The sequence below is a fragment of the Aeromonas sp. MR16 genome (assembly GCF_022549315.1).
In the GTDB taxonomy this organism is placed as follows: Bacteria; Pseudomonadota; Gammaproteobacteria; order Enterobacterales; family Aeromonadaceae; genus Aeromonas; species Aeromonas aquatica.
In genome coordinates this window covers 81,929-104,812 of the sequence record NZ_JAKZFK010000015.1, presented here as the reverse complement: position 1 = coordinate 104,812, position 22,884 = coordinate 81,929, and the positions used below count along the sequence as shown (strand labels likewise).

At 55.9% G+C, this 22,884-nt stretch carries 21 protein-coding genes and 3 tRNA genes; 2 read left to right on the top strand and 22 right to left on the bottom strand.

Annotated elements, in window-relative coordinates; genetic code table 11:
- Positions 1–256: hypothetical protein (locus MM194_RS12870; protein ID WP_241343753.1), on the top strand; the 256-nt coding region annotated here is incomplete at its 5' end.
- Positions 257–266: 10 nt separating this feature from the next.
- Here the strand turns inward: MM194_RS12870 and gmhB are convergent.
- The 22 genes from gmhB to MM194_RS12760 form a co-directional block, all read right to left on the bottom strand.
- On the bottom strand, positions 267–809 hold the full coding sequence (gene gmhB / locus MM194_RS12865) for a D-glycero-beta-D-manno-heptose 1,7-bisphosphate 7-phosphatase (protein ID WP_241343752.1): 543 nt from the start codon (positions 807–809) through the stop codon (positions 267–269).
- Between the two features lie 110 nt (positions 810–919).
- The gene (tuf, locus tag MM194_RS12860; protein WP_033130105.1) at positions 920–2,104 is read right to left on the bottom strand and encodes an elongation factor Tu; all 1,185 of its coding nucleotides are present in this window, start codon (positions 2,102–2,104) and stop codon (positions 920–922) included.
- A 54-nt stretch (positions 2,105–2,158) separates the two neighbouring features.
- Positions 2,159–4,264, bottom strand: coding sequence for an elongation factor G (fusA, locus tag MM194_RS12855; protein ID WP_241343751.1), 2,106 nt, complete (start codon positions 4,262–4,264; stop codon positions 2,159–2,161).
- 74 nt (positions 4,265–4,338) lie between these two features.
- Entirely contained in the window at positions 4,339–4,809 is a 471-nt protein-coding gene (rpsG, locus tag MM194_RS12850; protein ID WP_033129801.1) for a 30S ribosomal protein S7, read from the bottom strand.
- A gap of 93 nt (positions 4,810–4,902) precedes the next feature.
- Positions 4,903–5,277, bottom strand: a complete 375-nt coding sequence (gene rpsL / locus MM194_RS12845) for a 30S ribosomal protein S12 (RefSeq protein WP_005306278.1) — start codon at positions 5,275–5,277, stop codon at positions 4,903–4,905.
- Between the two features lie 182 nt (positions 5,278–5,459).
- Positions 5,460–5,738 carry a sulfurtransferase complex subunit TusB gene (gene tusB, locus MM194_RS12840; protein WP_241343750.1) on the bottom strand — a complete coding sequence of 93 codons (279 nt, stop codon included), beginning with the start codon at positions 5,736–5,738 and terminating at the stop codon, positions 5,460–5,462.
- 7 nt (positions 5,739–5,745) lie between these two features.
- A complete protein-coding gene (gene tusC, locus MM194_RS12835; RefSeq protein ID WP_033129800.1) occupies positions 5,746–6,102 on the bottom strand; it encodes a sulfurtransferase complex subunit TusC in 357 nt (118 codons plus the stop codon).
- Between the two features lie 9 nt (positions 6,103–6,111).
- Positions 6,112–6,504 carry a sulfurtransferase complex subunit TusD gene (gene tusD, locus MM194_RS12830; RefSeq protein WP_241343749.1) on the bottom strand — a complete coding sequence of 131 codons (393 nt, stop codon included), beginning with the start codon at positions 6,502–6,504 and terminating at the stop codon, positions 6,112–6,114.
- An 86-nt stretch (positions 6,505–6,590) separates the two neighbouring features.
- Complete coding sequence (locus tag MM194_RS12825; RefSeq protein WP_033129798.1) at positions 6,591–6,971, bottom strand: RidA family protein; 381 nt, start codon at positions 6,969–6,971, stop codon at positions 6,591–6,593.
- 25 nt (positions 6,972–6,996) lie between these two features.
- Positions 6,997–7,713 carry a transcriptional regulator gene (locus MM194_RS12820; protein ID WP_033129797.1) on the bottom strand — a complete coding sequence of 239 codons (717 nt, stop codon included), beginning with the start codon at positions 7,711–7,713 and terminating at the stop codon, positions 6,997–6,999.
- Positions 7,714–7,909: 196 nt separating this feature from the next.
- Entirely contained in the window at positions 7,910–12,214 is a 4,305-nt protein-coding gene (gene rpoC, locus MM194_RS12815; RefSeq protein ID WP_241343748.1) for a DNA-directed RNA polymerase subunit beta', read from the bottom strand.
- A gap of 80 nt (positions 12,215–12,294) precedes the next feature.
- Positions 12,295–16,323: a DNA-directed RNA polymerase subunit beta gene (rpoB, locus tag MM194_RS12810; protein ID WP_033130099.1), complete on the bottom strand. Its 4,029-nt coding sequence runs from the start codon at positions 16,321–16,323 to the stop codon at positions 12,295–12,297.
- Positions 16,324–16,544: 221 nt separating this feature from the next.
- Entirely contained in the window at positions 16,545–16,907 is a 363-nt protein-coding gene (rplL, locus tag MM194_RS12805; RefSeq protein WP_033130100.1) for a 50S ribosomal protein L7/L12, read from the bottom strand.
- A gap of 51 nt (positions 16,908–16,958) precedes the next feature.
- The gene (gene rplJ / locus MM194_RS12800) at positions 16,959–17,459 is read right to left on the bottom strand and encodes a 50S ribosomal protein L10 (RefSeq protein ID WP_033130101.1); all 501 of its coding nucleotides are present in this window, start codon (positions 17,457–17,459) and stop codon (positions 16,959–16,961) included.
- 257 nt (positions 17,460–17,716) lie between these two features.
- Positions 17,717–18,418, bottom strand: a complete 702-nt coding sequence (rplA, locus tag MM194_RS12795) for a 50S ribosomal protein L1 (protein WP_033130102.1) — start codon at positions 18,416–18,418, stop codon at positions 17,717–17,719.
- Between the two features lie 4 nt (positions 18,419–18,422).
- Positions 18,423–18,851, bottom strand: coding sequence for a 50S ribosomal protein L11 (gene rplK / locus MM194_RS12790; protein ID WP_016352267.1), 429 nt, complete (start codon positions 18,849–18,851; stop codon positions 18,423–18,425).
- Between the two features lie 134 nt (positions 18,852–18,985).
- The gene (gene nusG / locus MM194_RS12785) at positions 18,986–19,537 is read right to left on the bottom strand and encodes a transcription termination/antitermination protein NusG (protein WP_033130103.1); all 552 of its coding nucleotides are present in this window, start codon (positions 19,535–19,537) and stop codon (positions 18,986–18,988) included.
- A gap of 9 nt (positions 19,538–19,546) precedes the next feature.
- Positions 19,547–19,918 carry a preprotein translocase subunit SecE gene (secE, locus tag MM194_RS12780; protein WP_033130104.1) on the bottom strand — a complete coding sequence of 124 codons (372 nt, stop codon included), beginning with the start codon at positions 19,916–19,918 and terminating at the stop codon, positions 19,547–19,549.
- A 60-nt stretch (positions 19,919–19,978) separates the two neighbouring features.
- A tRNA-Trp gene (locus MM194_RS12775) sits at positions 19,979–20,055 on the bottom strand.
- 52 nt (positions 20,056–20,107) lie between these two features.
- Positions 20,108–21,292, bottom strand: a complete 1,185-nt coding sequence (gene tuf, locus MM194_RS12770; protein WP_033130105.1) for an elongation factor Tu — start codon at positions 21,290–21,292, stop codon at positions 20,108–20,110.
- A gap of 173 nt (positions 21,293–21,465) precedes the next feature.
- Positions 21,466–21,540, bottom strand: a tRNA-Gly gene (locus MM194_RS12765).
- Positions 21,541–21,577: 37 nt separating this feature from the next.
- Positions 21,578–21,662, bottom strand: a tRNA-Tyr gene (locus MM194_RS12760).
- 261 nt (positions 21,663–21,923) lie between these two features.
- Between MM194_RS12760 and coaA the strand changes: the two genes are divergently transcribed.
- Positions 21,924–22,862, top strand: a complete 939-nt coding sequence (coaA, locus tag MM194_RS12755; protein ID WP_033131263.1) for a type I pantothenate kinase — start codon at positions 21,924–21,926, stop codon at positions 22,860–22,862.
- The last annotated feature ends 22 nt before the right edge of the window (positions 22,863–22,884 follow it).

Here is a 22,884-nt window from a genome sequence, read left to right as displayed (position 1 = left end):
AGATTGCTTGATTCAAATTGTTAAAGAGCGACGCAGCTTTTGGCTGCTGCGGGAGTGGCATTCTACTCAACCGCCTTCTCGAGTCAAGCCTTATTTTCAGAGGCTTTTCGAGGCACCGACTGGCTTAGCTGCGTTGCCGCTTGCCCTGTCGATGGAGGCGCATTATAGGGAGTTGAAACGTTCTGGCAAGTGCTTAATTGCAAAAAGATGGCTTTCGTCGACCGTTAGCTTACAAAGCCACCAAACTGCATATTAAGCGCACGAAATCAGCCTGCTGCAGGCACCGAGATAGCAAAATCCTGCAGATTGTCATGGATGGCATCGGCCAATGCGATACCAGCATCGGTGATCGGCTTGCCGGTACGCACCATGACTTTATGACCGACCTTGGCATTGGCTGCCGCTTTCAAGTCGGAAGGTTTGTCACCCACCATATAGGAACGACTCATGTCGATACCCAGCTCCTGTTGTGCCAGCAACAACATGCCAGGTCCAGGCTTACGGCAATCACAGGGCAAGCCGTGATCCGGGTGATGGGGACAGAAGTAGATGCCATCCAGATCCACATCCCGATCGGCCAGCGACCAGTCCATCCACTCGGTCAGATTAATGAAGTCATCTTCACTGAAATAACCGCGGGCGATGCCCGACTGATTGGTGACCACAACCAGCAGGTAACCTTTCTTCTTCAACAATTGCAGGGCTTCGATGACACCAGGCAGGAAGTGGAAGTCATCGACCTGGCTGACATAGCCGGTGTCTTCGTTGATGACACCATCACGATCCAGAAAAATGGCGGGCTTGCTCACGGGGACTACCTCTATCAATGTTTCGCACAGTATCTCACAGGCCATATAAAGCCCAAAAAGTAAAAGGGGTGGCCGAAGCCACCCCTTTATGTGTGCATATAACGAATCGATTAAGCGATTACGCTAGCTACAACACCAGCACCTACGGTACGGCCACCTTCACGGATAGCGAAACGCAGGCCGTCGTCCATCGCGATCGGCGCTATCAGGGTAACAACCATTTTGATGTTGTCGCCTGGCATTACCATTTCAACGCCTTCCGGCAGTTCGATGGTACCGGTCACGTCGGTAGTACGGAAGTAGAACTGAGGACGGTAGCCCTTGAAGAACGGAGTATGACGACCACCTTCTTCTTTGGACAGCACGTACACTTCAGATTCGAACTTGGTGTGCGGCTTGATGGAGCCCGGCTTGGCCAGTACTTGACCACGCTCTACGTCTTCACGCTTCACGCCACGCAGCAGCGCGCCAACGTTCTCACCGGCACGACCTTCGTCCAGCAGTTTGCGGAACATTTCAACACCGGTACAGGTGGTGGTCACGGTATCTTTGATACCGACGATTTCTACAGACTCACCAACCTTGACGATGCCGCGCTCTACACGACCGGTAACGACGGTACCACGGCCAGCGATGGAGAAGACGTCTTCGATAGGCATCAGGAACGGCAGGTCGATTGCACGCTCCGGCTCCGGGATGTAGGTATCCAGGTGGTTAGCCAGCTCGATGATCTTCTCTTCCCAAGCAGCGTCGCCTTCCAGTGCTTTCAGGGCGGAACCACGAACGACCGGCAGGTCATCACCCGGGAAGTCGTATTCGGTCAGCAGTTCACGCACTTCCATTTCGACCAGCTCGAGCAGCTCTTCGTCGTCGACCATGTCGCACTTGTTCATGAATACGATCATGTACGGGATACCAACCTGACGACCCAGCAGGATGTGCTCACGAGTTTGCGGCATCGGGCCGTCAGTCGCTGCAACAACCAGGATCGCGCCGTCCATCTGGGCAGCACCGGTGATCATGTTCTTAACGTAGTCGGCGTGACCCGGGCAATCTACGTGGGCGTAGTGGCGGGCAGCAGTGTCGTATTCTACGTGGGAGGTGTTGATGGTGATACCACGCTCACGCTCTTCCGGCGCCTTGTCGATCTGGTCGAAGGCGAAAGCTTTACCACCGAAGTGCTTGGCCAGCACGTTGGTGATGGCGGCGGTCAGGGTGGTTTTACCGTGGTCAACGTGGCCGATGGTGCCGACGTTTACGTGCGGTTTGTTACGCTCAAATTTTTCTTTAGACACGACGTAGTCCTTCTAGGTTAAACCCGCCTACCGTCGTAAGCGGGGAATCATAAATTACTTGGATTTGCGCTCTTCGATGACTGCCTGAGCCACGTTGTTCGGGGCGTCGGAGTACTTAGCAAATTCCATAGCGTAGGAAGCACGACCTTGGGTAGCGGAACGCAGGGCGGTCGCATAACCGAACATCTCGGCCAGCGGCACCAGGGCGCGTACGATCTTGCCGGACGGGCCGTCTTCCATACCTTCGATCAGGCCACGACGACGGTTCAAGTCACCGATAACGTCGCCCATGTAATCTTCCGGAGTTTCGACTTCGACCTTCATGATCGGCTCGAGCAGGACCGGGCTTGCCTTCATGTAACCAGCCTTGAAGGCCAGGGAAGCTGCGATCTTGAACGCCAGTTCGGAGGAGTCGACATCGTGGTAAGAACCGTAGTGCAGACGCACGCCCAGATCCATTACCGGATAGCCTGCCAGCGGGCCGGATTTCAGCTGCTCACGGATACCCTTGTCAACGCCCGGGATGTATTCACCAGGAATCACGCCGCCCTTGATGTCGTTAACGAACTCATAGGCTTTGCCGGCTTCCAGCGGGTACATGTCGATGATGACGTGACCGTACTGACCACGACCACCAGACTGCTTGGCGTGCTTACCTTCGATATCCTTGACGGTTTCACGAATGGTTTCACGGTAGGCAACCTGCGGCTTACCTACGTTCGCTTCAACCTTGAACTCGCGACGCATACGGTCAACGATGATGTCCAGGTGCAGCTCACCCATACCGGCGATGATGGTTTGGCCAGATTCTTCGTCAGTCCATACGCGGAAAGACGGATCTTCCTGCGCCAGACGGCCGAGTGCCAGACCCATCTTCTCTTGGTCAGCCTTGGTTTTCGGCTCAACCGCGATGGAGATTACCGGCTCCGGGAATTCCATACGCTCGAGGATGATCGGTGATTTTTCGTCACACAGGGTGTCACCAGTGGTCACGTCTTTCAGACCGATGGCGGCAGCGATATCACCTGCGCGAACTTCTTTGATCTCTTCACGCTTGTTGGCGTGCATCTGAACGATACGGCCAAAACGCTCGCGCTTCTCTTTGACAGAGTTCAGCACGGAGTCACCGGAGTTAACTACACCGGAGTAGACGCGGAAGAAGGTCAGGTTGCCTACGAACGGGTCGGTAGCAATCTTGAATGCCAGAGCAGAGAACGGCTCTTCATCAGAAGCATGACGCTCGTCTTTGGTGACGCCGTCCAGCTTCAGACCGTCGATGGCGGCTACGTCGGTCGGAGCCGGCAGATAGTCAACCACGGCATCCAGCATGGCCTGTACGCCCTTGTTCTTGAACGCGGAGCCACAGGTAACCAGGATGATTTCGTTGTTCAGAACACGCAGACGAAGAGCTTTCTTGATCTCTTCCTCGGTCAGTTCTTCACCACCCAGGTATTTTTCCATCAGGTCTTCAGACGCTTCGGCAGCGGCTTCAACCAGGGTCATGCGCATTTCTTGCGCTTGTTCCAGCAGCTCGGCCGGGACGTCTTCGTAATCGAAGGATACGCCCTGGTCAGCTTCGCTCCAGTTGATGGCTTTCATCTTGACCAGATCGATAACGCCCTTGAAGTTCTCTTCTGAACCGATGTTCAGTTGCAGCGGAACCGGGTTACCTTTCAGGCGGGTCTTGATGTGCTCAACGCAGCGCAGATAGTTGGCGCCAGTACGGTCCATCTTGTTGACGAACGCGATACGGGGAACCTTGTACTTGTTAGCCTGACGCCATACGGTCTCAGACTGTGGCTGTACGCCACCTACGGCACAGTACACCATCACGGCACCGTCCAGAACACGCATTGAACGCTCTACTTCGATAGTAAAGTCAACGTGGCCCGGGGTATCGATGATGTTGATACGGTGCGGTTGGAACTGTTTGCCCATACCGGACCAGAATGCGGTGGTCGCGGCGGAGGTGATAGTGATACCACGCTCTTGTTCCTGTTCCATCCAGTCCATGGTGGCGGCGCCATCGTGAACTTCACCGATCTTGTGACTTACACCGGTATAAAACAGAACGCGCTCGGTAGTGGTAGTCTTACCGGCGTCGATGTGAGCAGAGATACCGATGTTACGATAACGCTCAATGGGGGTTGTACGAGCCATTGTCATCCTCTTACTAGGAGCGTGCCCCTAGATAACTGAAGGTGCGCAGAGCCAAAAGACCCTGCGCAAGCGGATTACCAGCGGAAGTGAGCGAAGGCCTTGTTCGCTTCAGCCATACGGTGAACGTCTTCACGTTTCTTGACAGACGAACCCTTATTGTCAGCGGCATCCAGCAGCTCGCCAGCCAAACGCTGAGCCATTGATTTTTCACCACGTTTACGAGCGGCATCAACCAACCAGCGCATTGCCAGGGCATTGCGACGGACCGGACGAACTTCTACCGGTACCTGATAAGTTGCACCACCGACACGACGAGATTTAACCTCGACGGACGGACGGATGTTGTCCAGAGCGACTTCGAACAGGGCCAGGTGCTCTTTGCCAGATTTGGTGGCAATGATGTCCAGGGCGCCATATACGATGGCTTCTGCAACAGATTTCTTACCGTCAACCATTACTACGTTGACAAATTTAGCCAGCAGCTCTGATCCGAACTTAGGATCCGGCAGGATTTTACGCTGACCAACAACACGACGTCTTGGCATTTCAAATTCTCCGTAACTTCAGGGATTACCCAAAACTAGAAAGTTATCTAACTAGAAACGAATTAACGTTTGGCCTTACTTAACGGAGAACCATTAAGCTTTAGGACGCTTCACGCCATACTTGGAGCGAGCCTGCTTACGGTCTTTAACACCGGCACAGTCCAACGCACCACGAACGGTGTGATAACGAACACCTGGCAAATCCTTGACACGACCGCCACGGATCAGAACAACGGAGTGTTCCTGCAGGTTGTGACCTTCACCGCCGATGTAGGAGGTGACTTCGAAGCCGTTGGTCAGACGTACACGGCACACTTTACGCAGTGCAGAGTTAGGCTTCTTCGGGGTGGTGGTATATACACGAGTGCATACGCCACGCTTCTGAGGGCACGCTTCCAGCGCCGGCACGTTGCTTTTTACAACGAGCTTGATGCGTGGCTTGCGAACCAACTGGTTAATAGTTGCCATCAAAAGGCTCCTGATAATGACTTCATAAACGTGTGAAAAATCCTCCCCGCAGATACGGGGACGCGAAATTTTATGCCCTGTTGTCTGGGGAGTCAAGATTTATACAATTCGTACGGCCAAAGGGCAAATGACATCCTGACAGGAGTGTGGTAACCATCTGAGCTACCGAGTAAAAATAGAAACTAGCCAGCCCAGGTCTGTGGCGATCCCTGCTCGGCGATCAGCCTGATCAGGCCGAGCATATCGAGTTCCATCCCGATCCGGCCCTGCAATCCCCGCGCCTTCAGGTCTTCTTCCATCACATAGAGCGGGATCCCGACCAAACGCGCGCACCATTGCGGGGCTGTTGCCGCCACCACGGCGTCCTGCATCAGCACCAACACATCCTCGGCATCCCGATAACGCAGCGCCTGCTCCAGATCCTGGCTCAGGAAGGGAGAGTTCAATACCAGCTGTATCATGGGGACCTCAGAAGCTGATGTGGGTTGTACAACCGTTCCACTGATGGCGGATCTCGGCAGGTGACAAAACCGTCACGGGGATCAGCAGAGCCGAGGCTGTCAGGCCCCGCTCTGCCAGGGACGCCGCACAGACATAGACCTCTTCGATATCGTACAGTTCCAACATCTTGAAGGTCGGCGCGTAGTGGCGCTGCAATATCCCCTGTGGTGACTGCTCCCTGACCAGTTGCAACACCCCGTCCCCGATCAGGAACAGGGCCAGAGATTCGGTCAATGCCGAGGTCGCCAGCAAGGCATCAAGGCCTTCCCGACCATTCGCCGTGCCGTGGGGACCCCGTCGACAGATAAAGGCAATCTTGCTCATCGAGCCTCCCTAGAACTGGACGAAGCGATCTGCGGTCAGGCTGGCCTCGGCCAGCTGCCCCAATCCACTCAGGCGAAACGGGGCCTGCAGGTTGAACTGGGTCTTGCCGACCCCTTTCGCCTCGGTTTCATCGAGCACACCGCGCCGCATGGCGGCCGCGACACACACATCGATGGCGATGCCTTGCGCCAGCGCCAGCTCACGCCACAGCGCCACCAAGTCGGTCTCGTCGGAGGCAGGGGCATGCAAGCTGCTGCCGTTATGAACCCCATCCTGATAGAAGAACAGGTGAGACAGGCGATGACCCTGGTCGATGAGGCTCAGGGCAAAACGATAGGCGGTGCTGGCCGTCTGGGTGCCATAGGCGGACCCGGTCACCAGCAGGGCAAAACTCAGACTCATATCCGGGCTCCTGCGCAGGTTTTCATCCATTCTACCCCAAAGACGAAAAAGCCCCTCCAGAGAGGGGCTCTTCCTGTCACCCTGGATCAGACGTAGGCGATGGCTTCGACTTCGACCAATACATCCTTGGGCAGACGCGCCACTTCCACGCAGGAGCGTGCTGGTGCGGCTTCACCGAAGTAGCGGGCATACACCTGATTGAAGGCCACGAAGTTGTTCATGTCGCTCAGGAAGCAGGTGGTCTTGAGAACCTTGCCAGTATCGGCACCGGCCGCCTTCAATACTGCAACCAGGTTCTTCATCACCTGCTCGGCCTGCGCCTCGATGCCACCGGCTACGATATCCATGGTGGCGGGATCGAGCGGGATCTGCCCGGAGGTAAAGACCAGCTCACCCAGCTTGGTGGCCTGTACATAGGGGCCAATCGCGGCGGGAGCCTTGTCGGTTGCAATCACTTCTTTAGCCATTCTTATCTATCCCCTTCTATGGCGCTTATTCGCTCTCTTCTTCACCCTGCTTGCGCTGTCGGATATAGAGATACACGGTATGTTTGGAAATATTCAGCTTGTCGGCGACCAGGTTGATCGAATCCTTGATGTCAAATATGCCCTTCTCGAACAGCTGGGTCACGATAAAACGGTTCTTGGCATTGTTCGCCACGGACGGATCGCGGTTGATCTCGTCGATGGTGTTGTCCACCGTCTGGGCGACCAGCTCTTCAACGCTGTTGGCGAAGGTCTCCGGCGACTGACGCTCCACTTGCTGCGGCGTCGGGAAGAATTCGGCCACGAACTCGTGGAAGGGCGCATTGATGTGCAAGTTGATGCAGATAAGGCCGATCACCTGCTTGTCGCCATTGCGGATGGCGATGGTGCTCGACTTCATCAGGGCGCCGGTACGGCTGCGGGCGAAGTAACTCTGGGTGTAATCCTGGCCCGTACTCTCGATGTCTTTCAGCATCCGCAGGGCCAGATCGGTGATCGGTGCCCCCAGAGTCCGGCCCGTGTTGAAGCCGTTCGCTATCTTGATCACCGACTCGTGCAAATTCTCCAGGGAGTGCAGCACCACTTCGCAGTGCTTGCCGAACAGTTCGGCCAGACCCTCGATGAGGCCCTCATAAGAGCGCAACAACTCCCTGTCTTCGTCTGTAAAAGCGCGACCGCTCAGCTGCTCTTCGGGAAGCAGCACCTCCTCGATACCGACCGCCATGTTCTACCCCTGTAATAACCATTCAACTTTCCCGAGTTTTCAATTGCGGGGGATCAATGTCAACTTTTTTTGATTTTTTGCTCTATAAGCTTGCACTGGATCATCCCCTGCCCCAGCCCGGTGCAGGGATTTTACCCTGCCGCAGACAAAAAAAGGGCCCCTTCAAGGGGCCCTTTCTCATCACTGCAGCGGAAGATTACTCTTCGTCAAAACTGCCGGCTGCGTTGAGCAGATCCGCCAGATTTTGCTGAGCCTCATCGGCAGTCACCTGCGGCACACCGACAGCACGAGCTGCGGCGGCACGCTGGTTGATCCGGGTGTGGTGGTAGGCAAAGCCGGTACCAGCCGGGATCAGACGACCCACGATTACGTTCTCTTTCAGGCCACGCAGTTCATCACGCTTGCCGCCAACGGCCGCTTCGGTCAGAACCCGGGTGGTTTCCTGGAAGGAAGCCGCGGAGATGAAGGACTCGGTGCTCAGAGATGCCTTGGTAATACCCATCAGGATGTGACGGTAGGTGGCCGGAGTCTTACCTTCGGCAACCAGCTTACGGTTGGCAATCTTCACACGGGCCACTTCAACCTGCTCGCCTTCGATCAGGTCGGTGTCGCCAGCGCTCAGGATCTCGCACTTACGCAGCATCTGACGAACGATGACTTCGATGTGCTTGTCGTTGATCTTAACGCCTTGCAGACGGTAAACGTCCTGCACTTCGTTGGCGATGTAGTTGGCGACCGGGCTGATACCGCGCAGACGCAGGATGTCGTGAGCAGACTCAGGACCGTCCGCCAGCACTTCACCCTTCTCAACTTTTTCACCTTCGAACACATTAAGGTGACGCCACTTCGGAATCATCTCTTCGTAGATGTCGCCACCGTCGGTCGGGGTGATGACCAGACGGCGTTTGCCCTTGGTCTCTTTCCCGAAGGAGATGGTACCGGAGATCTCGGCCAGGATAGCCGGTTCCTTCGGTTGACGTGCTTCGAACAGATCCGCAACGCGCGGCAGACCACCGGTGATGTCCTTGGTACCGCTGGATTCTTGCGGGATACGCGCAACCGCGTCACCCACACCCACGTTGGCACCATCTTCCAGGTTCACGATCGCCTTGCCCGGCAGGAAGTACTGGGCGGCTACATCGGTACCCGGGATCATGACATCCTTACCGTTCAGGTCGACCAGTTTCACGGTCGGACGCATCTCTTTACCGGCACTCGGACGCTCGTTGACATCCAGCACGACGATAGAGGAGAGACCGGTCAGCTCGTCGGTCTGACGAGTGATGGTCACGCCTTCGATCATGTGCTCGAAGTCCAGACGACCTGCTACTTCGGTGATGATCGGGTGAGTGTGCGGATCCCAGTTGGCGACGGTGTCACCGGTGCTCACGGCCTGGCCATCCTTCACTTCCAACACGGAACCGTAAGGCAGCTTGTGGCTTTCCTTGGTACGGCCCATCTCGTCCATGATGGTCAGTTCGGTAGAACGGGAGGTGATAACCAGCTTGTCGGCACTGTTGGTAACGAACTTGGCGTTCTGCAGCTTGATGCTACCGGTGTTCTTGACCTGGATGCTGCTCTCGGCAGCAGCTCGGGATGCGGCACCACCGATGTGGAAGGTACGCATCGTCAGCTGGGTACCCGGTTCACCGATGGACTGGGCGGCGATAACACCGACAGCCTCACCCTTGTTCACCAGATGACCACGGGCCAGATCACGGCCGTAGCAGTGAGCACAGTTACCGAAGTCGGTCTCACAGGTGATGGCAGAACGTACCTTCACGCGGTCGACGGAGTTGCGCTCCAGCAGGTCACACAGATACTCGTCGAGCAGAGTGTTACGCGCTACCAGCACTTCTTCTTCGGTACCCGGCTTGATCACGTCTTCGGCGACCACACGGCCCAGCACGCGCTCACGCAGCGGCTCGACCACGTCACCACCCTCGATCAGCGGAGTCATCCACAGACCTTCGGTAGTACCGCAATCGTCCTCGGTGATCACCATGTCCTGTGCCACGTCAACCAGACGACGGGTCAGGTAACCGGAGTTCGCCGTCTTCAGTGCGGTATCCGCCAGACCTTTACGAGCACCGTGAGTGGAGATGAAGTACTGCAGTACGTTCAGACCTTCACGGAAGTTCGCCACGATCGGCGTTTCGATGATGGAGCCATCCGGCTTGGCCATCAGGCCACGCATACCGGCCAGCTGACGGATCTGGGCGGCGGAACCCCGTGCACCAGAGTCGGCCATCATGAAGATGCTGTTGAACGAGGCTTGCTCTTCCTCTTCCCCTAAGGAGTTGACGTTCCGCTCCTTGGAGAGGTTATCCATCATGGCCTTGGAGACGCGATCGTTCGCGCTGGCCCAGATATCGATAACCTTGTTGTAGCGTTCGCCCGCAGTCACCAAACCGGACAGGAACTGGTCCTGGATCTCGGCAACTTCGGCTTCGGCAGCAGCAACGATGTCTTTCTTGGCATCCGGGATGACCATGTCATCGATACCAACGGAAGCACCGGACAGGGCCGCATAATGGAAACCGGTATACATCAGCTGGTCAGCGAAGATGACGGTGTCCTTCAGGCCCTGCTTGCGATAGCAGGTGTTCAGCAGACGAGAGATGAGCTTCTTGCCCAGCGCCTTGTTGGAGACGCACTTGATCCAGTTCTGCGGATTGGCAGCCAGATCCGCTTCTTCGGCAGCGGTCAGCACCTTGGGCTCGTCGATCAGCGCGTATTCCATGCCTTTCGGCAGGATCAGGCTCAGGATCGCACGACCAACGGTGGTGTTCTTCAGCTCGGTGTGCGCGACCAGGGAATCATCTGCCTGACGCAGGTATTCGGTGATACGCACTTTCACGCGAGCATGCAGATCGGCCAGACCGGCGCGATACACCTTCTCGGCTTCTTTCGGGCCGGCCAGCACCATACCTTCGCCCTTGGCGTTGATACGGGCACGGGTCATGTAGTACAGACCCAAGACCACGTCCTGGGAAGGAACGATGATCGGCTCACCGGAAGCAGGCGACAGGATGTTGTTGGTGGACATCATCAGGGCGCGTGCTTCGAGCTGGGCTTCCAGGGTCAGCGGTACGTGGACCGCCATCTGGTCACCATCGAAGTCGGCGTTATAGGCGGCACAGACCAGCGGGTGCAGCTGGATGGCTTTACCTTCGATCAGGGTCGGTTCGAACGCCTGGATACCCAGACGGTGCAGGGTCGGTGCGCGGTTCAGCAGCACAGGGTGTTCGCGGATCACTTCGTCCAGGATGTCCCAAACGACGGCTTCTTCGCGTTCCACCATCTTCTTGGCGGCCTTGATAGTGGTCGCCAGACCGCGGGATTCCAGCTTGCCGTAGATGAAGGGCTTGAACAGCTCCAGCGCCATCTTCTTCGGCAGGCCGCACTGATGCAGACGCAGGGTCGGACCTACGGTGATAACGGAACGACCGGAGTAGTCGACACGTTTACCCAGCAAGTTCTGACGGAAACGACCCTGCTTACCCTTGATCATGTCGGCCAAGGATTTCAGCGGGCGCTTGTTGGAACCTGTGATGGCACGACCACGACGGCCGTTATCCAGCAGGGCATCCACGGACTCTTGCAGCATACGCTTTTCGTTGCGCACGATGATGTCCGGGGCGGCCAGGTCCAGCAGACGCTTCAGGCGGTTGTTACGGTTGATCACGCGACGGTACAGATCGTTCAGATCGGAAGTCGCGAAACGGCCGCCGTCCAGCGGTACCAGCGGACGCAGGTCCGGCGGCAGCACAGGCAGCACTGTCATGATCATCCACTCCGGCTTGTTGCCGGACTGCAGGAAGGCTTCCATCAGCTTCAGACGCTTGGTGGTCTTCTTGCGCTTGGTCTCGGAGTTGGTCTGTTCCAGCTCCTCGCGCATGGTCTTGACTTCACCTTCCAGATCGATGGCACGCAGCAATGCAAGGATTGCCTCGGCACCCATCTTGGCGTCGAATTCGTCGCCCCACTCTTCCAGCGCGTCCAGATAGTTCTCTTCGGACAGCATCTGGCTGCGCTCGAGGTTGGTCATGCCGGGTTCGATCACTACATAGGATTCGAAATACAGCACGCGCTCGATGTCACGCAGGGTCATGTCCAGCAGCAGACCGATACGGGACGGCAGGGACTTCAGGAACCAGATGTGGGCAGTCGGGCTGGCCAGCTCGATGTGGCCCATGCGCTCGCGACGGACCTTGGTCTGGGTCACTTCTACGCCGCACTTCTCGCAGATCACACCACGGTGTTTCAGGCGCTTGTACTTGCCGCACAGACACTCGTAGTCCTTCACCGGTCCGAAGATACGGGCGCAGAACAGACCATCACGTTCCGGCTTGAAAGTCCGGTAGTTGATGGTCTCAGGCTTTTTGACTTCACCGAATGACCAGGAGCGGATCATGTCAGGAGAGGCCAGACCGATCTTAATACTGTCAAACTCTTCGGTCTTGGTCTGAGCCTTCAAAAACTTGAGTAAGTCTTTCACGTGTTTCCCCTGTCAGGAGTCTAACCTCGGCGCCCCTTTCGGGGCGCCCACGTCAATTCTCGAACAATAAGAGCGAGCTCTTACTCTTCGTCCAGCTCGATGTTGATACCCAGAGAGCGGATTTCCTTCAACAGTACGTTGAAGGATTCGGGCATGCCCGGCTCCATACGGTGGTCGCCATCCACGATGTTTTTGTACATCTTGGTACGGCCATTCACATCGTCAGACTTGACGGTCAGCATTTCCTGCAGGGTATATGCCGCACCGTAAGCCTCCAGGGCCCACACTTCCATCTCACCGAACCGCTGGCCACCGAACTGTGCCTTACCACCCAGCGGCTGCTGGGTAACCAGGCTGTAGGAGCCGGTAGAACGCGCATGCATCTTGTCGTCTACCAAGTGGTTCAGCTTCAGCATGTACATGTAACCCACGGTGACCTTACGCTCGAAGGCGTTACCGGTACGACCGTCGAACAGGGAGATCTGACCGGATTCCGGCAGATCGGCCAGCTTCAGCAGGGCCTTGATTTCGTGCTCTTTGGCACCATCAAAGACAGGTGTAGCAACCGGCAGACCCTTACGCAGGTTACCCACCAGGGTACGCACGTCGTCATCAGACAGTTCGGCAATGTTCACTTGCTGGGTGTCTTTCTCGCCCAGGTCATAGACCTGTTGCAGGAATTCGCGCATCTCGTGCAGCTCGCGCTGCTCTTTGATCATGCGGTCGATCTTCTCGCCGATACCCTTGGCCGCGAGGCCCAGGTGCACTTCGAGGATCTGACCGATGTTCATACGGGATGGTACGCCCAACGGGTTCAGTACGATGTCGACCGGACGGCCGAACTCGTCATGAGGCATATCTTCGACCGGGCAGATCTTGGAGATAACACCCTTGTTACCGTGACGGCCCGCCATCTTGTCACCCGGTTGGATGCGACGCTTGACTGCCAGGTAAACCTTGACGATTTTCAGTACGCCCGGCGCCAGATCATCACCCTGGATAATCTTGCGACGTTTGTTCTCGAACTTCTTGTCGAAGTCGGCTTTCAGCTCGATGTGCTGTTCGGCGATCTGTTCCAGTTCGATCTGCTTGGCTTCATCTTCGATGGCCAACTCAAACCACTTGGTACGATCCAGCTTGTTCAGACGATCTTCGCTGTAACCGGCGGCCAGCAGCAGGTTGCGGGAGCGGCCAAAGATGCCGTCTTCCAGGATCTTGAACTCTTCGGTCAAGTCCTTCTTCGCTTCCTTCAGCTGCATCTCTTCGATTTCTTTGGCGCGCTTGTCTTTTTCCACGCCATCGCGGGTAAAGACTTGCACGTCAACCACGGTACCGTACACACCGTTCGGCACACGCAGGGAGGAGTCCTTCACATCGGAGGCCTTCTCACCGAAGATGGCGCGCAGCAGCTTCTCTTCCGGGGTCAGCTGGGTTTCACCCTTGGGTGTTACCTTGCCTACCAGAATGTCGCCGCCCTTCACTTCGGCACCCACGTAGACGATACCGGACTCGTCCAGCTTGGACAGAGCGGCTTCACCCACGTTCGGGATGTCGGCAGTGATCTCTTCCGGACCCAGCTTGGTGTCACGGGAGATACAGGCCAGTTCCTGGATATGGATGGTGGTCAGGCGATCTTCCTGAACCACGCGCTCGTTTACCAAGATCGAATCTTCGAAGTTGTAACCGTTCCACGGCATGAACGCGACGCGCAGGTTTTGGCCCAGCGCCAGTTCGCCCAGATCGGTAGACGGGCCGTCAGCAACCACGTCACCGGCCATGACCGGCTCACCCAACATCACGCAAGGACGCTGGTTGATACAGGTGTTCTGGTTGGAACGGGTGTACTTGGTCAGGCTGTAGATGTCGATGCCGGCTTCGCCTGGCAGCAGCTCATCTTCATTGACCTTGATAACGATACGGGAGGCATCGACATAGTCGATCATGCCGCCACGCTTGGCCACTACGGTTACCCCGGAGTCCACGGCTACAGCGCGTTCCATACCGGTACCTACCAGCGGCTTGTCGGCACGCAGAGTCGGTACGGCCTGACGTTGCATGTTCGAACCCATCAGGGCTCGGTTAGCATCATCGTGTTCCAGGAACGGGATCAGGGCCGCTGCGACAGAAACGATCTGCTGCGGGCTCACGTCCATGTACTGGATCTGGTCGGCGTTCATAAAGGTGGATTCACCCTTATGACGGCACGGGATCAACTCATCTTTCAGACGGCCATCTTCGGAGGTCGCGGCGTTAGCCTGAGCGATCACGTACTTGCCTTCTTCGATGGCGGACAGGTAATCCACTTCGTCGGTGATCACACCGTCGATGACCTTGCGGTACGGGGTCTCGAGGAAACCGTACTCGTTGGTGCGGGAATACACGGACAGCGAGTTGATCAGACCGATGTTCGGACCTTCAGGCGTTTCGATAGGGCACAGACGACCGTAGTGAGTCGGGTGTACATCTCGAACTTCGAAGCCGGCACGCTCACGGGTCAGACCGCCCGGGCCCAGCGCGGAAATACGACGCTTGTGGGTCACTTCGGACAGCGGGTTGTTCTGGTCCATGAACTGGGACAGCTGGCTGGAACCGAAGAACTCTTTGACCGCGGCAGAGATCGGCTTGGCGTTGATCAGATCCTGCGGCATCAGGGTGTCCAGGTCGCCCAGAGAGAGACGCTCCTTGACCGCACGCTCGACACGCACCAGACCGACGCGGAACTGGTTCTCGGCCATTTCACCGACAGAACGAATACGACGGTTACCCAGGTGGTCGATATCGTCCACCTCGTCATTGCCGTTACGGATGTCGATCAGACGCTTCATGACCTCGACGATGTCGTCTTTGGTCAGCACGCCTACGCCGGTCTCGTCTTCACGACCCAGACGGCGGTTGAACTTCATCCGACCTACGGTAGACAGGTCATAACGCTCGGAAGAGAAGAACAGGTTCTCAAACAGCTGCTCGGCCGCTTCGCGAGTGGGCGGCTCGCCCGGACGCATCATGCGGTAGATTTCGACCAGGGCTTCCAGACGACTGGAGCTGGAGTCGATGCGCAGGGTCTCGGACATATAAGCACCGTGGTCCAGTTCATTGGTGAACAGAACCTCGAAGTGCTTGAAGCCGGCTTGGGACAGGTTGGCAACCGCTTCCAGGCTCAAGGCCTGGTTGGCAGTCACGACCATCTCGCCAGTCTGCGGATGTGCGTAGTTCTTGGCTGCAACTTTGCCAACAACATACTCCACCGGCACCTCGATCTGGGTGATGGCGTCTTTTTCCAACTGACGGATGTGGCGCGCGGTCACACGACGACCGGTCTCGACCACCACGGTGCCATTGGCAATGATGTCGAAGGTCGCGGTTTCACCACGCAGGCGCTCGGGCACCAGGTCCATCATCAACTTGCCATCTTTTACCTCGAAACCAATGGTCTCGAAGAAGGTGGCCAGAATCTGTTCGGAACTGAAGTCCAGGGCGCGCAGAATAATGGACGCCGGCAATTTACGACGACGGTCGATACGGACAAACAGGTTGTCTTTCGCATCGAACTCGAAGTCCAGCCAGGAGCCACGGTAAGGGATAACGCGGGCGTTATACAGTACCTTACCGGATGAATGTGTTTTGCCTTTATCATGGTCGAAGAAGACGCCCGGGCTGCGGTGCAGCTGGGAGACGATGACCCGCTCGGTACCATTGATAACAAAGGTGCCGTTCTCGGTCATGAGCGGAATTTCGCCCATGTAAACTTCTTGTTCCTTGATGTCTTTGACGGTGCCGGCAGCTGCTTCACGGTCGTACAGAACCATACGAAGCTTGACACGCAGCGGCGCGGAGTAGGTCACTCCACGGATCTGGCATTCTTTTACGTCAAATACCGGCTCACCCAGGCGATAGCTGACATACTGAAGCTCAGCACTACCGGAGTAACTGGTGATCGGGAAAACGCTACGGAAAGCGGCCTCTAGGCCATATTCACCTTCCGGGTCAGCCTCGATGAACTGCTTGAAGGAGTCCAGCTGAATGGACAACAGATAAGGCGTGTCCAGTACCTGGTCTCGCTTACCGAAGTCCTTACGAATGCGTTTTTTTTCGGTATAAGAGTAAACCATAGGGTTCCTCAGCTCGCTGATAAGTGACCCACTCTGTCCCGCGGGACAGCTCTGTCTCAACACCGTTTTGTGTTGGCCCGGACGATGAGGCGGTCCGGATTGCTGGTGCACCGAGAGTCGTAAACGGCGTGAAATGCTCTCAGTCTACAGCGCAAAAAGGCTGGTGAACAAATATTCACCAGCCCTAGCCTGTTTATCAGGCTAATCTACATAAATGCAGATTATTTGATCTCAACAGAAGCACCAGCTTCTTCAAGCTGCTTCTTCAGAGTTTCAGCTTCGTCCTTGGAGACGGCTTCTTTCAGGTTGGTCGGTGCAGCTTCTACCAGGTCCTTGGCTTCTTTCAGGCCCAGACCGGTGGCAGCACGAACGGCCTTGATGACGGCAACTTTGTTGGCGCCAGCAGCAGTCAGAACTACGTCGAACTCGGTCTTCTCTTCTACTGCTTCAGCGGCCGGACCGGCAGCTACAGCAACAGCGGCAGAAACACCGAACTTCTCTTCCATTGCTTCGATCAGCTCAACAACTTCCATTACGGACATGGAAGCAACGGCTTCGATGATTTGGTCTTTAGTGATAGACATGACAAAAATTCCTGATGTTGAATAAACTCAAACAGCCTAAATAGGCGAGAATCAAGCAGCAGCTTGTTTCTGGTCGCGAACAGCAGCGATAGTACGAACCAGCTTGCCAGCAGAGGCTTCCTTCATGGTAGCCATCAACTTCGAAATCGCTTCGTCGTAGGTCGGCAGCGTGGCCAGACGATCAATTTGTGCTGCGGCGATAAACTCACCGTTAAAAGCGCCAGCCTTGATTTCGAACTTTTGGTTCGCTTTAGCAAACTCTTTGAACAGACGAGCGGCAGCGCCCGGGTGTTCGTTAGAGAAAGCAATCAAGGTAGGACCAGACAATACGTCGTTCAGGCAACCGAATTCGGTACCTTCAACTGCGCGACGCAGCAGGGTGTTACGCACAACGCGCATGTACACACCGGCTTCGCGAGCAGATTTACGCAGGCTGGTCATCTTTTCTACAGTCACACCGCGAGAATCGGCTACAACTGCAGAAAGAGCGCCTTTGGCAGCTTCGTTGACTTCAGCAACAATTGCCTTTTTGTCTTCGAGTCCCAATGCCATTGGCTTAACTCCTGGATTGAATCCGGGTCTATAGACCCAGTACTGACACATCCCCCCTACCTTCACAACAGAGGGGAACGATGCGGTAGCAGGATTCCAGAAGAGAAAGAAAACTTTCTCGCTGGGTTTCCGGCACCGTCTACGCAGGTAGGATTAAGGCCTTGCAGCCACCTGCGGTCTTGGACGGAGGTCGAAACCCCCAACCAATCAAGGCGCAAAATTATAGATTAAATCTTGCGCCTTGTAAAATCCACCAATTAGGCCTGAGCTTCCAGAGAAGCTTGGTCTACGGCAACACCGGCACCCATGGTGGTGGAGATGCTGACTTTCTTGATGAAGATACCTTTGGCGGAAGAGGGTTTGCCCTTTTTCAGAGCAACCAGCAGCGCTTCCAAGTTTTCTTTCAGCTGAACTTCGTCGAAAGAAACCTTACCCAGAGTGGTATGGATGATACCATTCTTGTCATTGCGGTAACGAACCTGACCAGCTTTAGCATTCTTCACAGCTTCAGCAACGTTCGGGGTAACGGTACCCACTTTCGGGTTAGGCATCAAACCACGCGGGCCCAGGATTTGGCCCAGTTGACCAACAACACGCATGGCATCCGGGGATGCGATCACGACGTCGAAGTTCATCTCACCTTTCTTGACCAGCTCGGCCAGGTCATCCATACCAACCAGTTCAGCACCGGCAGCCTTGGCGGCTTCGGCGTTGGCACCCTGGGTGAATACGGCGACGCGGATGTCACGACCAGTACCGTGCGGCAGTACAGTAGCACCACGTACGTTCTGGTCGGATTTACGAGCATCAATACCCAGGTTGACAGCAACGTCAACGCTTTCAACGAACTTGGCGGTAGCCAGTTCTTTCAGCAGGGCAATGGCTTCGTTGATGGAGTACTCTTTGGTACCGTCAACTTTTTCGCGAATAACGCGCATACGCTTGGAAAGTTTTGCCATTGTCTTAATCCTCCACTACCAGGCCCATGGAACGAGCGGAGCCTGCGATGCAACGTACTTTTGCATCCAGATCGGCACCAGTCATATCCGGCTCTTTGGTCTTGGCGATTTCTTGCAGCTGGGCAACAGTCACCTTACCAACTTTGTCTTTGTTCGGCTTGGCGGAACCAGACTGGATACCTGCGGCTTTCTTCAGCAGGAAGGAAGCAGGCGGAGTCTTGGTTTCGAAGGTGAAGGAACGGTCACTGTAAACGGTGATCACGACCGGAGTCGGTGAGCCTTTTTCCAGCTTCTCTGTACGAGCGTTGAACGCCTTACAGAATTCCATGATGTTGACACCGTGCTGACCCAGCGCAGGACCAACGGGAGGGCTGGGGTTAGCACTGCCAGCCTTAACTTGCAGCTTGATATAAGCTGTGACTTTCTTAGCCATTACGAAAATACCTCAAAAATGGGTTCTAGCGCCTCGGAGACATGCTCCTGCAAACGGCTCCCCAACAAATAAAGGGGCAGCGAATTATAGAGATATTCGCTGCCCCTGACAACCGTTAAACGTACAGACTTTAATCAGCCCTTTTCGACCTGACCAAAATCCAGTTCTACCGGCGTTGAGCGACCGAAGATCAGTACCGAGACCTTCACGCGACTCTTCTCGTAGTCCACCTCTTCAACGGTACCGTTGAAGTCGGCAAACGGACCATCGGCAACCCGCACCATTTCACCCGGTTCAAACAGGGTTTTCGGACGCGGCTTGTCATGGGCATCTTGCAGACGATTGAGGATGGCATCCGCTTCCTTATCGGAGATAGGAGCCGGACGATCGGAAGTGCCACCGATGAAACCCATCACGCGCGGTACGTTACGCACCAAGTGCCAGGTGGTTTCATCCATCAGCATCTGCACCAGGACATAACCCGGGAAAAATTTGCGCTCACTCTTGCGCTTCTGGCCAGCACGCATCTCGACCACTTCTTCGGTCGGGACCAGCACTTCGCCAAACATCTCTTCCATGCCATGCATCTTGATATGTTCACGCAGGGATTTGGCAACCCGACCTTCATAGCCGGAAAATGCCTGCACGACATACCATCTCATACGTTGTTCACGTTGTTCAGTCATGGCTTTTCCTTACACACCGGTAATCAGGTTGACCAACCACACCAAGGCGCCGTCCAGGATGAACAGCAGCAGCCCCATCACGGCGGTCACCGCCAGCACAATCAGGGTTGTCTGAATGGCTTCCTGACGGGTCGGCCATACGACCTTGCGGACTTCCAGGCGTGACTCACGGGCAAATGCCAGTGTTGCCTTACCTTTGGTGGTTTGCAGGGCCACAGCACCCGCTGCGGCGATGACAACGACCACACCCAGGGCGCGAACGGCGGCAACAACGTCATGGAGCAGGTAGTTGCCTACTACAGCCGCCGCCAAAATGATGAAAACCAGACCCCACAGAAGGGTATCCTTGCTTCCGCCCTGTCCCTCAGAACTAACACTCATACAACCCACCTGTATCTGACGTAACCAAAGACACAAAAGCCCCGTACGAGACGAGGTATATGGCAGGGGCGGCAGGACTCGAACCCGCAACCATCGGTTTTGGAGACCGCTGTTCTACCAATTCGAACTACGCCCCTGCATAAGAAAGCCCCTATTATAGGGGCTTTGCTTTATTTATGTAAGCCAAGATTAAGCGATTACGCTAGCTACAACACCAGCACCTACGGTACGGCCACCTTCACGGATAGCGAAACGCAGGCCGTCGTCCATCGCGATCGGTGCTATCAGGGTAACAACCATTTTGATGTTGTCGCCTGGCATTACCATTTCAACGCCTTCCGGCAGTTCGATGGTACCGGTCACGTCGGTAGTACGGAAGTAGAACTGAGGACGGTAGCCCTTGAAGAACGGAGTATGACGACCACCTTCTTCTTTGGACAGCACGTACACTTCAGATTCGAACTTGGTGTGCGGCTTGATGGAGCCCGGCTTGGCCAGTACCTGACCACGCTCTACGTCTTCACGCTTCACGCCACGCAGCAGCGCGCCAACGTTCTCACCGGCACGACCTTCGTCCAGCAGTTTGCGGAACATTTCAACACCGGTACAGGTGGTGGTCACGGTATCTTTGATACCGACGATTTCTACAGACTCACCAACCTTGACGATGCCGCGCTCTACACGACCGGTAACGACGGTACCACGGCCAGCGATGGAGAAGACGTCTTCGATAGGCATCAGGAACGGCAGATCGATTGCACGCTCCGGCTCCGGGATGTAGGTATCCAGGTGGTTAGCCAGCTCGATGATCTTCTCTTCCCAAGCAGCGTCGCCTTCCAGCGCTTTCAGGGCGGAACCACGAACAACCGGCAGGTCATCACCCGGGAAGTCGTATTCGGTCAGCAGTTCACGCACTTCCATCTCGACCAGCTCGAGCAGCTCTTCGTCGTCGACCATGTCGCACTTGTTCATGAATACGATCATGTACGGGATACCAACCTGACGACCCAGCAGGATGTGCTCACGAGTCTGCGGCATCGGGCCGTCAGTCGCTGCAACAACCAGGATCGCGCCGTCCATCTGGGCAGCACCGGTGATCATGTTCTTAACGTAGTCGGCGTGACCCGGGCAATCTACGTGGGCGTAGTGGCGGGCAGCAGTGTCGTATTCTACGTGGGAGGTGTTGATGGTGATACCACGCTCACGCTCTTCCGGCGCCTTGTCGATCTGGTCGAAGGCGAAAGCTTTACCACCGAAGTGCTTGGCCAGCACGTTGGTGATGGCGGCGGTCAGGGTGGTTTTACCGTGGTCAACGTGGCCGATGGTACCCACGTTAACGTGCGGTTTATTACGCTCAAATTTTTCTTTAGACATGATCGTCCCTCTAAACTAACGCTGAGTACGCGGTGGCAAGCTAACCACAGAACAGTTTATATGATGGATTTGAATCAGGGGGAGTAGAGAGGATGGAGGCTGACAGGCAGGTTCGATTGCCGAACTCACCCTAAGGTGTGGCTCTCAGTATTACCTGAGCCATATCAGCATCTTGGAGCGGGCAGCGGGAATCGAACCCGCATCATCAGCTTGGAAGGCTGAGGTAATAGCCATTATACGATGCCCGCATTTCTCTCACCCAAAGAACTCAAACCGCGAGAAATATGGTGGAGGGAGAAGGATTCGAACCTTCGAAGGCAGAGCCGTCAGATTTACAGTCTGATCCCTTTGGCCGCTCGGGAACCCCTCCAGTGCACAAATGCCACAACGGTAATTCTGCTTGCACCCGTTGTTTTATCGCTTTTGCTGGGCAAATAGGCGACAGACATCTAAGCGTCGCGCATTTTATGGGAAGGATTTTGGGGATGCAACCATTGCACTCTGCAAAATGTGCATTATTGCCGGGATCCATGCAAAAAAGTGCTCCTTCCCCGTCCGAACCGGATGCGTCCCTTGTCGCTCCCGATCCCTTGGTGTATGGTCGCCCTGCCCAAGAAACAGTGATGACATCATGACGACAGAGCATAACCCCTATTTGCAATTCACCCGCGAACAATGGGCGTTATTGCGCGATGCGGTCCCCCTGACCCTGACCGAAACCGACCTGCATACCCTGCGCGGGATCAACGAGAAGGTGTCATTGCGGGAGGTAGAAGAGATCTATCTGCCCCTCTCCCGTCTGCTCAATCTCTACGTCAAGGCCAAGCAGCGCCGCAGCAGGGTGCTGGAACAATTTCTCGGCCAGTCCCGTGGCAAGGGCACCTACATCATCAGCATCGCCGGCAGCGTGGCGGGGGGCAAGAGCACCACAGCCCGCATCATGCAGGCGCTGCTGGAGCGCTGGCCCGAGCACCCGCGGGTGGAGCTGGTCACCACCGATGGCTTTCTCTATCCGAACAAGGAGCTGGAGGCGCGCGGCCTGATGCGCCGCAAGGGCTTCCCGGAATCCTACGACATCCGCCATCTGGTGGAGTTTGTCACCAAGATCCGCGCCGGCCACGAGCGGGTCGAGGCGCCCGTCTATTCCCACCTCATCTACGACATACTGCCCGATGAGAAGAAGGTGGTGGAGCAGCCGGACATCCTGATCCTGGAGGGGCTCAACGTGCTGCAAAGCGGCATGGACTACCCGCAGGAGCCCCATAGAGTCTTCGTGTCAGACTTCGTCGACTTCTCCATCTATGTGGATGCCGATGCCGAACTGCTGCGCAGCTGGTATGTGGAGCGCTTCCTCAAGTTCCGCAGCGGCGCCTTCTCGGATCCGGACTCCTACTTCCACCACTACGCCAAGCTGGCGGAGACGGAGGCGACCGAGATCGCCAACAACATCTGGCAAGATATCAACTATCTGAATCTGCAAGAGAACATCTTGCCGACCCGGGAGCGGGCCAACCTGATCCTGACCAAGGGACAGGAGCACGCCATCGAGCAGATCAAGCTGCGCAAGTGACCGCAGCGGGTCGCCGGACAAC

Coding starts and splice junctions, on each gene's coding strand:
- rplA (WP_033130102.1), bottom strand. CDS start 18,418: ATGGCAAAACTTTCCAAGCGTATGCGCGTTATTCGCGAAAAAGTTGAC.
- tusD (WP_241343749.1), bottom strand. CDS start 6,504: ATGAGTCTGAGTTTTGCCCTGCTGGTGACCGGGTCCGCCTATGGCACC.
- rpsG (WP_033129801.1), bottom strand. CDS start 4,809: ATGCCAAGACGTCGTGTTGTTGGTCAGCGTAAAATCCTGCCGGATCCT.
- rplL (WP_033130100.1), bottom strand. CDS start 16,907: ATGTCTATCACTAAAGACCAAATCATCGAAGCCGTTGCTTCCATGTCC.
- MM194_RS12820 (WP_033129797.1), bottom strand. CDS start 7,713: ATGGCGGTCGGTATCGAGGAGGTGCTGCTTCCCGAAGAGCAGCTGAGC.
- secE (WP_033130104.1), bottom strand. CDS start 19,918: ATGAGTGTTAGTTCTGAGGGACAGGGCGGAAGCAAGGATACCCTTCTG.
- fusA (WP_241343751.1), bottom strand. CDS start 4,264: ATGGCTCGTACAACCCCCATTGAGCGTTATCGTAACATCGGTATCTCT.
- rplK (WP_016352267.1), bottom strand. CDS start 18,851: ATGGCTAAGAAAGTCACAGCTTATATCAAGCTGCAAGTTAAGGCTGGC.
- rpoB (WP_033130099.1), bottom strand. CDS start 16,323: ATGGTTTACTCTTATACCGAAAAAAAACGCATTCGTAAGGACTTCGGT.
- rplJ (WP_033130101.1), bottom strand. CDS start 17,459: ATGGCATTGGGACTCGAAGACAAAAAGGCAATTGTTGCTGAAGTCAAC.
- coaA (WP_033131263.1), top strand. CDS start 21,924: ATGACGACAGAGCATAACCCCTATTTGCAATTCACCCGCGAACAATGG.
- tuf (WP_033130105.1), bottom strand. CDS start 21,292: ATGTCTAAAGAAAAATTTGAGCGTAATAAACCGCACGTTAACGTGGGT.
- tusC (WP_033129800.1), bottom strand. CDS start 6,102: ATGAGCAAGATTGCCTTTATCTGTCGACGGGGTCCCCACGGCACGGCG.
- rpsL (WP_005306278.1), bottom strand. CDS start 5,277: ATGGCAACTATTAACCAGTTGGTTCGCAAGCCACGCATCAAGCTCGTT.
- nusG (WP_033130103.1), bottom strand. CDS start 19,537: ATGACTGAACAACGTGAACAACGTATGAGATGGTATGTCGTGCAGGCA.
- tusB (WP_241343750.1), bottom strand. CDS start 5,738: ATGATACAGCTGGTATTGAACTCTCCCTTCCTGAGCCAGGATCTGGAG.
- MM194_RS12825 (WP_033129798.1), bottom strand. CDS start 6,971: ATGGCTAAAGAAGTGATTGCAACCGACAAGGCTCCCGCCGCGATTGGC.